The organism is Aquirufa beregesia, assembly GCF_011090385.1.
GTDB lineage: Bacteria > Bacteroidota > Bacteroidia > Cytophagales > Spirosomataceae > Aquirufa > Aquirufa beregesia.
In genome coordinates this window covers 34926-47989 of the sequence record NZ_SEWW01000011.1, presented here as the reverse complement: position 1 = coordinate 47989, position 13064 = coordinate 34926, and the positions used below count along the sequence as shown (strand labels likewise).

The window sequence follows — 13064 nt, the reverse complement described above, 5'->3', positions numbered from 1 at the left end:
AATACCTAATAACTAAACACTAATAACTAATTCCTACTTCGCCAAAACGATATTAACTATCCGCTTCGGCACTACGATGATCTTGCTAGGTGTTTGACCATTCAATACTTTTTGCACTTGTGCATGAGCTAAAACACCAGCTTCTACTTCGGCTGGACTAGCAGTCGCAGAAAAAGATAAGGTTAATTTCACTTTTCCATTGAATGAAATCGGGTAATTAAACTCATCTTCTACTAAATAGGCCGCATTGAACTCAGGGAATTTAGCTTTGGAAATACTTCCTGCCTCCTCTCCCAATGCAACCCATAATTCTTCTGCCATGTGAGGAGCATATGGAGATAATAATAGTACTAAATCCTTCAAAATGGCTTTCTTATGGCATTTCAATTGAGTCAAATCATTGACACAAATCATCAAGGTTGAAACCACCGTGTTGAACGAATAACGCTCTAAATCTTCATGTACTTTTCTGATGGCCGTATGCAAAACTTTCAATTCCTCTGGCTTTGCAGGAGCATCTTCCAATTTCACTTTTTGGGTTGTTTCATCAAAGAACAAACGCCACACTTTTCTTAAGAAATTATGAGATCCTGAAATACTGTTGGTATTCCAAGGTTTAAATTGCTCCAATGGTCCCAAAAACATCTCATATACTCGTAGCGTATCAGCTCCATATTTGGCTATCAGATCATCTGGATTCACTACATTGTACTTGGATTTGGACATTTTTTCCACTTCCCATCCACATAGGTATTTACCATCTTCCAATACGAAAACGGCATCCGCAGGAACATCATTTCTAGAAGATGTAAAGGCCTCCACATTCAATATGTCATTCTCTACAATATTGACATCCACATGCAATGCTGCCACATCATATTGATCCTTTAAACCATGAGAAACAAAAGTAGCTGGACTCACGTTTTTCACTCGATAGACGAAATTAGATCGCCCCTGAATCATTCCTTGATTGATCAATTTCTTAGCAAACTCCTCTTCCTGCACATATCCCAAGTCTTTCAAGAATTTATTCCAAAAACGAGAATACAATAAGTGCCCCGTTGCGTGCTCAGAACCGCCAATGTATAAATCCACTGCTTTCCAATAATTCACAGTCTCTTGCGAAGCAAATTCCTGGTCATTTTGGGCATCCATGTAGCGGTACCAATACCAAGAAGAGCCAGCCCAACCTGGCATGGTCGACCATTCATAGTCGTACTGTCCTTGGTACTTCCAAGCTTCTGCCGCACGACCTAATGGCGGTTCGCCAGTTTCAGTGGGTAGATATTTATCAATTTTAGGAAGCTCTAATGGCAATTCGCTTTCCTGAATCAAATAAGGCAATAAATCACCTTTGGAATTCGGTTTAAAATATACCGGAACGGGTTCTCCCCAATAACGCTGACGAGAAAATACCGCATTACGCATACGGTACTGTATTTTACCCTTACCAATGCCCTTTTCTTCTAACCATGCGGTTAAAATAGGAGTAGCCTCTTGATAGGTCTTACCATTAATCAATTCGGAATTGATGTATTTTCCTTCTTTGGTAGCATCAGCTTGTTTTTCTATATCCTTCTGTGCATCCAAAATAGGGATAATTGGAAGATTGAAATGTGTCGCAAAGTTCCAGTCGCGCTGATCACCCGAAGGTACTCCCATCACCGCTCCAGTTCCATATCCTGCCAAGACATAATCAGCCAAATAAATAGGTACTCGTTCTCCATTGAACGGATTGATCACAAATGAACCAGTAAATACGCCGCTCACTTGTTTTACTTCCGAAACACGATCTAACTCAGAGCGAGATTTTGCCCAAGTCACATAAGCCTCCACTGCCTCTTTTTGCTCCGGCGTTGTCAATTCCTCCACCCATTCGTGCTCAGGAGCTAAAACCATGAAGGAAACCCCATAAATGGTATCCACCCGGGTCGTAAATACTTTGATTTTTTTATGAGAAAGCGCAGGATTATCGATATCAAAATCAACCTCAGCACCAATGGATTTACCAATCCAGTTGCGCTGTTGTTCTTTCAATGAATCTGACCAATCCACCTCTTCCAATCCACGCAATAGTCGGTCAGCATAGGCCGTGATACGCATCGACCACTGACGCATTTTCTTTTGTTCTACGGGATGGCCTCCTCGTTCAGAAACACCATCTTTGACTTCATCATTGGCTAAAACGGTACCTAAAGCCGGACACCAGTTCACCACAGAATCATCCAAGAAAGCTAAACGGAAAGATAGTAAATAAGTATATTTCTCCTCTTCGCTATAGGTATTCCACTCTTCAGCAGAGATACGTGCCACTTCTTCATCACAAACAGCCTGTGCTCCAATCGATCCTGATTTTTCAAAAATTTGAACCAAGGTATCCATCGACTCCGCTTTATCGGAAACCTGATTGTACCAAGAATTGAACAATTGCATGAAAATCCATTGTGTCCATTTATAATAAGATGGGTCAGAGGTTCTTACTTCTCTTGTCCAATCAAAAGAAAAACCCATGTTTTTCAATTGCTCAATGTATCGGCTAATGTTTTGTTCTGTAGTAAGCGCAGGATGCTGCCCGGTTTGTATAGCGTATTGCTCAGCTGGTAAACCAAAGGAATCAAAACCCATCGGGTGTAAAACCTCAAAACCCTGCAAACGCTTGTAGCGAGAGATGATATCAGATGCAATGTACCCTAGCGGATGCCCGACGTGTAAACCTGCCCCAGATGGGTAAGGAAACATATCCAACACATAATACTTAGGTTTGTTCGGATTTACATTTGCTTGAAAGGTATTATTGGCCTCCCAAAAAGACTGCCATTGCTTTTCGATTTCTCGAAACTGATACTCTGTACGCATAAATTTTTATCATTTTAAAAAAGGAATGCAAATTACGGCTTTTTTTATGAAAAAATATTTACTCTACTTTATTGGTAGATTAGATAAAGTCTACTATTTTTGTAGGCAATTTTACCTTACGAGTAAGCATTATGTCCCAAAATACTCCTCCTAGTCCAGAAACAAAGAGAAAATTCCCGAGCATTTTCAATGCGGTGCAAACCATTTGGAAAAGAGAAAGAAGTATTACCGAAGTCATTATACACATCAGTAATGCCTTGGCTTTGATGATCGTGGGGCATTTATTGTTTACCTATGTGACCATTGAAAAAATGGAAGTGGTCTTCACTTCTATCAATTCTGAAATTCTCTATTACATTTTAGGGGGCTTTATTGCTCAAATGATCGATGGAGCCTTGGGCATGGCTTATGGAGTTACTGCTACCACCTTTTTACTTTCCGTGGGTATTTCACCCGCGGCAGCATCTGCTAGTGTACATGCTTCGGAAGTTTTCACATCCGGTGTTTCTGGTTATATGCACTTGAAATTTGGGAATGTCAATTCCAAGCTATTTAAAACCCTAGTTATACCCGGAATCATAGGTGCCATTTTAGGAGCCTATGTGATTTCTAGCTTAGAAGATTACGCAGATTACATCAAACCCATCGTTTCTATTTATACCTTATTTTTAGGAGCCATCATCATTCGGAAGGCATTGATTAAAAGACAAGAAAAACGTCAGTTGAAAAAAGTAGGTCTTTTAGCTCTATTTGGTGGCTACTTAGATTCCATCGGTGGTGGTGGTTGGGGACCCATCGTGTCCTCTACCTTAATTGCTTCGGGTCGTCATCCCAAATACACGATTGGAAGTGTGAACCTAACGGAATTTTTTGTATCCTTAGCTTCTTCTTTGACCTTTTTTACGGTCATCGGACTGGGCTATTGGCAGGTCATCATTGGCTTGATCTTGGGTGGTGTGGTTGCCGCTCCTATCGCCGCACGTTTGGCCAACAAGCTTCCGATCAAATCCATGATGATTTTAGTGGGTATGGTGATTATCATCGTTAGTCTTCGTCAAATTATCCTAGGGGCTGACAAATTCTTTTAGTCGATCAGTAAGCGTTTTACAATTGTCTGACCAACTTGATTTACCCAACGGATAAACAAGGACCCTTGATATCCCTTGGGTAATTGAATGGTCTTAGTTTCTTTGGCTTGAATGGCCATGGGATTCATCATGACTCTTCCTTGTATGTCCAAGAAGGTCAATTCTCCTGCCACAGCACTCATCACAAAAATGGGCCCTTTGCTAGGGTTAGGCCAAACTTGTAAGCCATCTTGACTAAGCTGTTCCATAACAGGGCTATTGGAAATGTTTTCTACTAACTGAACTCCACCTGCACCTAAACCAATACTTAAATCCATCTTCCCATCTCCATTCCAGTCGGCAGCAAAGGGCCAAACACGCTCCCCCAATTCAGCAGTCCAGGTAAATGCCTGAGCCCTACTAGCACTTTTCCCATCCAAACTGTAGGTGATCAATTGTGCTTTACCCATTCGATCAAATGCCATACACTCCCATTTTCCATCCCCATCTACATCCAAAAAGGTGAGGCTTTTCGGAATGAAATTTATGTCTTGAAGCAGATTGGCCCAATTGGCATTGTCCAATTGCAAGGATTTATCCGTTTGAAATTGATAGGATCGTATTCTTCCCGACTTTTCTAAAACCAGCAAATCCAATTTTCCGTCTTGATTCCAATCCACAAACAGGGGTGTCTCTCCTACTTGCAGAACGGATATAGGTAATTCTTGCCACTTTTTATCCATCGTGTAAAGTGCCACCTTCACCCCCACAAAAGTTTGATAAGAAATCAATAACTCTTTTTGCCCATTTCCATCCCAATCCACGGCTTGAGGGATGATATCCGTGGCTTGGGTAGCTATACTAAAATTGCCATAGTCCGTGCTCTTCTGCACCAAGGATGCTTGCTGGGCTGTGCCCACATTTTCATAATAACTCAAACTGGCCCGCACACCCAATGCCCCACGAATACCGCTATTTCCAATCAGCAAGTCTAAATCTCCATCCCCATCGGCATCCCACCAAAGGGGCGCAGCATTTTCTCCTACATCCAACATCTGATCTTGCATGAAGGACGATTTTTTTTCAACCCAAGTATCACCCTCTAACTGATAATAGGCTAATGAATGTTGGAAATCTTGGCTATACAAAGCATTATCATAGGTATTACTAGATACCAGCAAGTCTAATTGACCATCAGCATTGACATCTTGAGGAAAAGCCGAGGCAAAAGCACCAACTTGAACTGGGTTACCACTAGGAAAATGATAATTTAACTGACTGAATTGAGGCTTAGAAGCAGTGCCCGTATTGATTAGATGAATGAGATTTTGACAAGAAACATGGCCAAACAAGAGATCAGGCAATCCATTTTTATTGGGCAATAAGGCCAAACTATTCCCGGAATGCATGACCTGATTAGGGCCTTTCACTTGAAAAGGGATGTAAGTAGTACTACAAGATTTGCCTAACACCACATCTTCACAATCATTGTGAAGAAAGTCGCCCCAACAATCTACTGTTTTCTTGAACTGAATCAACCCTGAACCTTTAGCAGCGACATTTTCATGAAACTCCACATAATGTCCTGCCGGTTCAAAGGCCAGCACATCCACATCACCATCACCATCCACATCGCCAATGGCCGGAATATCGGAAGCGGCTACATACAAATTGATTTTTCCTGAGAAGCCTTCGGAATATACAGGATCGACCAAGATTTGAAAAGTGATATTCGCCCCCGATGTATTTTGGTATATCTTCATTCCGGCTGGAGCCGAGCAGAATAAATCTTTCTTTCCATCTCCATTATAATCTACTAGATGAAACCAGTTTTCTATTTTGGGGAATAAGGATTCAAATTGAGGGCTGTACACCTGAGAAATTTGACCCGCAGCATTTTTTAAGCGCAAAAAAGTACTCAATTTTTGGGTACTCCGGTCGAAAATCACCCAATCTTCCAGTCCATCGAAATTCAAATCCATACTTTCTACCTGGACAGAATTAAACCCTCCTGCCCATGGATTGGCTAAAAATGTTTGATTGACTTTAACGGGGATTTGCGAACTTTGCTTCCAAGATGGTACCTGGGCAAGTATTTCCGAGCTTAGGAATCCAAAAAATAAGAATACTAAAAATTTCATTCGATATTTGTAAGCCAAAAGCCCTGGTAATCTAATTTATGATGAAGACCTCTAATGTAACACTTTTAGAAAGATTTTTACAAGCCAGTGGTGTATCTACCGATACCCGCAAGATCGCTCCAGGTAATCTATTCTTTGCTCTAAAAGGTCCCAATTTTAATGCCAATCAATTGGCAGAAGAAGCTTTATCCAAAGGTGCAGCCTATGCCGTGATTGATGATGAAGCTTTTGCACACATCCCAAACACGCTTTTGGTGGAGGATGGTTTACAAGCTTTGCAAGATGTAGCCCGACTATACCGAGAAACCTTGCATATTCCTGTCATTGGCTTAACGGGGTCAAATGGTAAAACGACGACCAAAGAACTATTATTTTCTGTGCTGTCTCAAAAGTTTCATTGTTTTGCTACTTCTGGAAATTTAAATAATCACATAGGCGTCCCTTTATCTATTTTGTCCATTCAAGCTAGTCATGAAATAGCGGTGATTGAAATGGGTGCCAATAAACAAGGGGACATTCACGAACTGGTGAGTATTGCCCAACCGACGCACGGATTAATTACCAACATAGGTAAAGCCCATTTAGAAGGTTTTGGGGGAATGGAAGGAATCAAAAAAGGAAAAGGTGAATTATTTGATTTCCTTGCCCACCATGAAGGAACGGTGTTTTTGCCTTATGACAAAAACGTGGTCCATGACATGCACGCTGAAAGACTTTTTACAAATACCATCATCGCCAATGAGGCCTTGTATACAGAATTGGTGGAAGCTAAACCTACGGTGGTTTACCAAACGCGGGATGGGCTGCAAGTTCGCAGTCATTTACCAGGCATCTATAATTTCGAAAACATTCAAATGGCCTTAGCGGTGGGTAAACATTTTGGTCTAACAGATGAACAATGCCATGAGGGGATTCGAAGCTATATCCCGACTAATCACCGTTCTCAGTATATTCACATTGGAAGTAACCAAGTATTGATGGATGCTTACAATGCCAATCCCTCCTCGATGTCGGCCGCTATCCAGCATTTTTCGGAGACAGAAAACAACCCCAAAATCATCATATTGGGTGACATGTTTGAATTGGGTGATGCTTCCGCTGAAGAACATGCGGCATTGGGCGAGCTAATTGCCCAGCAAGGATTTGATCGAGTTTTATTGGTGGGTCAGCACATGCAACATGCCTTGATTCATTTACCTAAGGCCTATTATTTCCCTGACAAATTTGGTTTACACAATTGGCTGCAAGATCATCCCATTAAAAACAGCTATTTGTTGGTCAAAGGTTCTAGGGGTATTTCTTTAGAGAGTGTGTTGCCGTTTTTGGAATAATATTTTGATTCAAGCTTGTTTCAAGGTAGAACTGAAAGACCGCCAATTAATTTCCTAAAAATTTCGTACACCACATGGTTAGCTGAATGTACATTGGGTATTGGGACAAATTTTCCCTACTTCACAATGATGGCAGACTACAAAAATATTGTCGGCAAACTTTTGACTAACACTTGACTTTAAGCCATTAACCTCAATCACCAGGATGGCATCGTATTCTTGTTTGGACAGCACATTAATCTCATTATTTAAACCTAGACCCACCTGAACTACGTATTGTAAAAAAGAACTTGAATTGTCTTTTACTGCGACCATTTTGCAACTACCACCCACCGCAACCTCAGATAATGTTTTCTTGAATTGCACTTTTAACTCTCCCAAACGGTTGGGAATAGGATCCCCATGTGGATCAAATTCAGGAAAATCCAAAAACTTGTCCAATTTATCGACCAACTTTTGAGAATGTATATGCTCCAACTGCTCAGCCACGTCATGTACTTCGTCCCAACTAAACTCTAATTTCTCATATAAAAAAGTTTCCCATAGTCGATGCTTCCTGATAATGTAAGTGGCAATTTTCTTTCCTTCAGCACTTAAGGTGATTTTACCATATTTTTCATAATCCACCAATCCCTTCTCTTTTAACTTTTTGAGCATGTCATTCACCGTGGCAGGTTTTACGAATAAGGAAATGGCTAATTCATTCGTTCCAACCGCTTCGATTCCACTATCAAATGAAACTTTTAGCAATGCTTTTAAATAATTTTCTTCGGTGTAGGATAATTGCATGAACAGAAAAAGGGATTAATACGTAAAGATACAAAAAAAGATAAAACTTAATTTGTTAGATTAGCCTAACTTATTTACTTTTGCTTGACTGAAACATAAAAAAGATGAAAAGAACAAGACTACAAATTTTATTAGCTGTTTGCTTTATCTTAAGTGGCACGATATCCAATGCTCAACTAGCCAGTATAACGGGTAAAATCATTTCAGAGAACCAGCCAATCGAGTTGGCTAGTGTAGCCTTACTAGGAAGCACCTATGGAGCTCCCAGCGACAAGTCAGGAATTTATACCATTAAAAACATCAAAGCTGGAAATTATATCCTTCGCGTAAGCTGCGTGGGCTTTGAAAAATTCGAAAAAGCTATTTCCATAAAAGACGGAGATCATTTGACCCTACACGTTGATTTGAGTAATTATGCTATTCTTTTAAATGAGGTAGTCATTACTGGGACGATGAAAGAAGTAAGTCGATTAGAAAGTCCTGTACCAGTAGAAATTTATACGCCCACTTATTTCAAGAAAAATCCGACTCCTAATATCTATGAGGCATTACAAAACGTCAATGGGGTAAGACCTCAATTGAATTGCAATGTGTGCAATACGGGAGATATTCATATCAATGGATTAGAAGGTCCATATACCATGGTCCTAGTTGACGGCATGCCCATAGTCAGCAGTTTGAGTACGGTATATGGTTTATCGGGTATTCCGAATTCCATTGTGGAAAGAATTGAAATTGTCAAAGGGCCGGCATCGTCATTATATGGCAGTGAAGCCGTAGGTGGGTTAATCAATATCATTACCAAAAAACCACAAAATGCACCTCTGGCTTCGGTAGATATATTTAGTACAAGTTGGGGTGAATACAATGCTGATCTGGCTTTCAAACTGAATGCAGGCAAAAAGGCTAGTGCTTTAACAGGTCTCAACTATTTTAATTTTCAAAATAGAGTAGATAACAACAAAGACAATTTTACCGATATGACTTTGCAGCATCGGATTTCATTATTTCAAAAATGGAATTTTAACCGCAAAGAAAATAGATTGTTTAGCCTGGCTGCCCGTTACATGTATGAAGACCGTTGGGGTGGCGATATGCGATGGCAAAAACAATTTAGAGGTGGCGATAGCATTTATGGGGAAAGTATATTTACTAACCGTTGGGAAATACTTGGGAATTATCAATTACCTAGCAGTGAAAAGTTACTACTCTCCTTTTCTTACAACAACCATAATCAAGATAGTAGATACGGCACTACAGTGTATGATGCTCAGCAAAATATTGCCTTTTTGCAATTAACATGGGACAAAAAAATAGGAAAAAATGACTTTTTAATAGGCACAGCACTGCGGTATACTTATTATGATGATAATACACCGGCCACTGCTACTTCCAACCAAGTAACCCAACAAAATCAAGCACAACAAACATGGTTGCCAGGCATATTTGCTCAAAATGAAATATCCCTTTCTGAAAAGCACAAATTGCTATTGGGTTTCAGGTACGACTATAACTCCTACCATGGCAACATTTTTACCCCTCGATTAGCCTATAAATGGACTTTAAATGATAATAATATACTTCGATTAAATGGTGGAACTGGTTACCGCGTCGTGAATTTATTTACTGAAGACCACGCTGCACTAACTGGCGCAAGAAGCATTGAAATAAAAAATGAATTACGCCCAGAACGCTCACATAACCTCAATGTGAATTACATCAAAAAGATTTATTCTCAAAATGACACCTATATAGGACTAGATGTCTCGGCATTTTACACCTATTTCAACAACCGCATTGTGGGTGATTACGATAAAGATCCCAATAAAATTATCTACGATAACTTAAATGGACATGCTGAAAGCAAAGGTCTCAGTATAAATATTGATGCAGTATTAAGCAATGGCTTAAAAGTAATTGTAGGAGGTACCTTAATGGAAAACACCCTGACTGAAAACGGTATAACTAAACAGCAAATATTAACCGAAAATCTCACTAGTACGTGGGCTATTTCTTACAAAATCAACCATGCGCACTTATCTTTCGATTATACGGGAAACATGTACAGTCCTATGCGCTTACCTTTGCTAGGAGAAAGCGACCCTAGAAGAGCCTATTCACCTTGGTGGAGCATTCAAAATATACAAATAACATATGATGGTTTTACTCATTTCCAACTGTATGGTGGTGTGAAAAACTTATTGAACTGGACTCCCAATCAAGGAAATCCATTCATCATTGCTAGAAGTAATGACCCTTTTGATAAAGAAGTGCAATTCGGGAATAATGGGCAAGTCATTGCAAGCCCCAATAATCCCTATGCTTTAACCTTTGATCCCAACTACGTCTATGGTCCCAATCAAGGTATCAGAATGTTTTTAGGTATTCGATATACGTTCAAAAAATGAGACAGAAATATCTATTGTTCTTGCTTTTGATTTCGCTTTTCTTTTTAAAGCCTATACAGGCTTTTCCACAATTGAATTCCTATACTATAGAGCAAATAGATAGTTTACAAAAAACACAAAAGAGACATGTGTTTATTTTCATACACACCGATTGGTGTAAATTTTGTCAACTCATGAAAAACACCACATTTAAAAATAAACAGGTTATCACAGCTTTGAACAGTCAATTCTGGTTTGTGTCTCTGAATGCTGAAGAAAAACGAAAGATTTCCTTCCTTGGTAAAGTTTTTCAGTTTCAACCTACGGGTGAAAATACAGGAATACATGAACTCGCTCAGAAATTAGGTAGCATCCATGGGGAAATTGCCTTCCCTAGCATTTGCCTATTAAGTCCTGATAAAGAAATCCTATTTCAACACCAGCAATATCTTAAAACAGCTGATTTACTTCAAATATTAAGTACCACTAAATAAAAAATTACTGAGAAACTCCGGTATAAATTTACCATTACCTAAAGCAGGGAGCCATAAATCAATTAGCGAAGTTTAGCGGCAATAAACGAATAAAATTAAACTCATTTCTACATTTTCTCTTTCTTTAAAAAAGACTTAACTTTGCATTTTATTAAGAAAATTCAATTCAACATCATACACAATGGCATCACAATCCGGTACGTATGTACCTTTTAAAGTTAAAGACATTGCATTGGCCGACTGGGGTCGTAAAGAGATTCAATTAGCAGAAGCAGAAATGCCAGGATTAATGGCTTTACGTGCTGAATTTGGAAAAGCTCAACCTTTAAAAGGAGCACGCATCGCAGGATGTTTGCACATGACCATCCAAACAGCGGTTTTGATTGAAACATTGACTGCCTTAGGAGCTGAAGTTACCTGGTCTTCATGTAATATTTTCTCTACACAAGATCACGCAGCAGCAGCCATTGCAGCCGCAGGCATCCCCGTTTATGCTTGGAAAGGCATGAACGAAGAAGAGTTCAACTGGTGTATTGAGCAAACGTTGTTTTTCGGAGAAGAAAAACAACCTTTGAACATGATTTTGGATGATGGTGGTGATTTAACCAACATGGTATTTGATGACTATCCAGAATTAATACCTGGCATCAAAGGACTTTCTGAGGAAACTACTACGGGTGTTCACCGTTTATATGAGCGTATGAAAAATGGTACTTTATTCTTACCAGCGATCAACGTGAACGACTCAGTAACAAAATCTAAATTTGATAATAAATACGGCTGTAAAGAGTCATTGGTCGATGCGATTCGTCGTGCTACTGACTTAATGTTAGCTGGTAAAGTTGCTGTTGTAGCGGGATACGGTGACGTAGGGAAAGGGAGTGCTGAATCATTACGTGGTGCTGGTTGCCGTGTATTAGTGACGGAGATTGACCCAATCTGTGCCTTACAAGCGGCGATGGATGGTTTTGAAGTAGTTCCGATGGACGAAGCTGCTTCGCGTGCTAACATCTTTGTAACAGCTACTGGTAATGTGAAAATCATTCGTGACCGCCACTTCAAAGCCATGAAGGACAAAGCGATCGTTTGTAACATTGGTCACTTCGATAACGAAATCGACATGGCTTGGTTGAATGAAAACTACGGTGCTTCGAAAGACCAAATTAAACCACAAGTGGATATGTACACCGTGGAAGGTAAAAATATCATCGTATTAGCAGAAGGTCGTTTGGTCAACTTAGGCTGCGCCATGGGTCACCCATCATTCGTGATGTCGAACTCATTCTGTAATCAAACCTTAGCTCAATTAGAGCTTTGGGCCAATGCCGCTAATTATGAGAACAAAGTGTACATCCTTCCAAAGCATTTGGATGAGAAAGTCGCTTTCTTACACTTAGCGCACATTGGGGCTAAATTGGAGAAATTAGAGAAAGAACAAGCGGAATACATTGGGGTACCACAAAATGGTCCATTCAAACCAGAGCATTACCGTTACTAGTCTTTTTGAGATTATATCCCCAAAGCCACCTTCGCAAGAGGGTGGCTTTTTTGCTTTCAAGGGAATCTTGGGCTACTTTTACTAAGCTATTCATACAAATGACTGAAATTACCCAACCTGCTTTTTACTTTAAAGTTCAATATGGCAAACTTGAGATGTCGTTTCAAGAGGTTTCTGGATTGAATATCGAAAGTTCAAGTTTGAAAAAAGATATTAAACATTCTCCAATTGGCTTTAAAAGAGGTCTTTGTCAAAATACCAAATCATTTCAAACAATGTCAAATACCCTATCAAATATGGGTAAAATGTCTGTCAATACATTAACCATATCGTTATTAAACTCCCATGGAGAGGCCATCCGTGCTTGGCAATGCTTGAATGCATATCCCATTACTCTTGTATTTGGACCAGAAGATTTAGCATCCGAAAATTTTCTGGTAGAAAAACTAGAAATGGATTATTCGGCTATATCCCGTACACTATAATTTAATCATCCTTGCA

Annotated in this window: 9 protein-coding genes; 6 read left to right on the top strand and 3 right to left on the bottom strand. The window is 39.7% G+C overall.

Annotation, left to right across the window (positions count from 1 at the left end; translation table 11 throughout):
* Nucleotides 1-33: 33 nt before the first annotated feature.
* Entirely contained in the window at nucleotides 34-2856 is a 2823-nt protein-coding gene (leuS, locus tag EWU23_RS13265; protein WP_166233005.1) for a leucine--tRNA ligase, read from the bottom strand.
* A 131-nt stretch (nucleotides 2857-2987) separates the two neighbouring features.
* Here leuS and EWU23_RS13260 point away from each other — a divergent pair, with 131 nt between their 5' ends.
* A complete protein-coding gene (locus EWU23_RS13260) occupies nucleotides 2988-3944 on the top strand; it encodes a sulfite exporter TauE/SafE family protein (RefSeq protein ID WP_166233003.1) in 957 nt (318 codons plus the stop codon).
* Here EWU23_RS13260 and EWU23_RS13255 read toward each other — a convergent pair.
* Nucleotides 3941-6064 (bottom strand): T9SS type A sorting domain-containing protein, encoded by a 2124-nt coding sequence (locus EWU23_RS13255; RefSeq protein WP_166233001.1) that lies wholly within the window; start codon nucleotides 6062-6064, stop codon nucleotides 3941-3943. The genes EWU23_RS13260 and EWU23_RS13255 overlap by 4 nt on opposite strands.
* Before the next feature lie 38 nt (nucleotides 6065-6102).
* Here EWU23_RS13255 and EWU23_RS13250 point away from each other — a divergent pair, with 38 nt between their 5' ends.
* Nucleotides 6103-7395 (top strand): UDP-N-acetylmuramoyl-tripeptide--D-alanyl-D-alanine ligase, encoded by a 1293-nt coding sequence (locus EWU23_RS13250; protein ID WP_317164331.1) that lies wholly within the window; start codon nucleotides 6103-6105, stop codon nucleotides 7393-7395.
* A 78-nt stretch (nucleotides 7396-7473) separates the two neighbouring features.
* On the opposite strand, the gene EWU23_RS13245 is transcribed toward EWU23_RS13250, so the two are convergent.
* A complete protein-coding gene (locus EWU23_RS13245) occupies nucleotides 7474-8184 on the bottom strand; it encodes a metal-dependent transcriptional regulator (RefSeq protein ID WP_166232999.1) in 711 nt (236 codons plus the stop codon).
* Between the two features lie 104 nt (nucleotides 8185-8288).
* Here EWU23_RS13245 and EWU23_RS13240 point away from each other — a divergent pair, with 104 nt between their 5' ends.
* The 4 genes from EWU23_RS13240 to EWU23_RS13225 all read left to right on the top strand — a co-directional run bounded on the left by EWU23_RS13240 (nucleotide 8289) and on the right by EWU23_RS13225 (nucleotide 13048).
* The gene (locus EWU23_RS13240) at nucleotides 8289-10592 is read left to right on the top strand and encodes a TonB-dependent receptor (protein ID WP_166232997.1); all 2304 of its coding nucleotides are present in this window, start codon (nucleotides 8289-8291) and stop codon (nucleotides 10590-10592) included.
* A complete protein-coding gene (locus EWU23_RS13235; protein ID WP_166232995.1) occupies nucleotides 10589-11065 on the top strand; it encodes a thioredoxin family protein in 477 nt (158 codons plus the stop codon). The genes EWU23_RS13240 and EWU23_RS13235 overlap by 4 nt, the downstream gene beginning before the upstream one ends.
* Before the next feature lie 181 nt (nucleotides 11066-11246).
* On the top strand, nucleotides 11247-12563 hold the full coding sequence (gene ahcY / locus EWU23_RS13230; protein ID WP_166232993.1) for an adenosylhomocysteinase: 1317 nt from the start codon (nucleotides 11247-11249) through the stop codon (nucleotides 12561-12563).
* A gap of 98 nt (nucleotides 12564-12661) precedes the next feature.
* Nucleotides 12662-13048, top strand: coding sequence for a phage tail protein (locus EWU23_RS13225; protein ID WP_166232991.1), 387 nt, complete (start codon nucleotides 12662-12664; stop codon nucleotides 13046-13048).
* The last annotated feature ends 16 nt before the right edge of the window (nucleotides 13049-13064 follow it).

Bases quoted from the DNA above. Each gene is read 5' to 3' on its own strand.
- EWU23_RS13240 (WP_166232997.1), top strand. From the start codon at position 8,289: ATGAAAAGAACAAGACTACAAATTTTATTAGCTGTTTGCTTTATCTTA.
- EWU23_RS13235 (WP_166232995.1), top strand. From the start codon at position 10,589: ATGAGACAGAAATATCTATTGTTCTTGCTTTTGATTTCGCTTTTCTTT.
- EWU23_RS13260 (WP_166233003.1), top strand. From the start codon at position 2,988: ATGTCCCAAAATACTCCTCCTAGTCCAGAAACAAAGAGAAAATTCCCG.
- EWU23_RS13225 (WP_166232991.1), top strand. From the start codon at position 12,662: ATGACTGAAATTACCCAACCTGCTTTTTACTTTAAAGTTCAATATGGC.
- ahcY (WP_166232993.1), top strand. From the start codon at position 11,247: ATGGCATCACAATCCGGTACGTATGTACCTTTTAAAGTTAAAGACATT.
- EWU23_RS13245 (WP_166232999.1), bottom strand. From the start codon at position 8,184: ATGCAATTATCCTACACCGAAGAAAATTATTTAAAAGCATTGCTAAAA.
- EWU23_RS13250 (WP_317164331.1), top strand. From the start codon at position 6,103: ATGATGAAGACCTCTAATGTAACACTTTTAGAAAGATTTTTACAAGCC.
- EWU23_RS13255 (WP_166233001.1), bottom strand. From the start codon at position 6,064: ATGAAATTTTTAGTATTCTTATTTTTTGGATTCCTAAGCTCGGAAATA.
- leuS (WP_166233005.1), bottom strand. From the start codon at position 2,856: ATGCGTACAGAGTATCAGTTTCGAGAAATCGAAAAGCAATGGCAGTCT.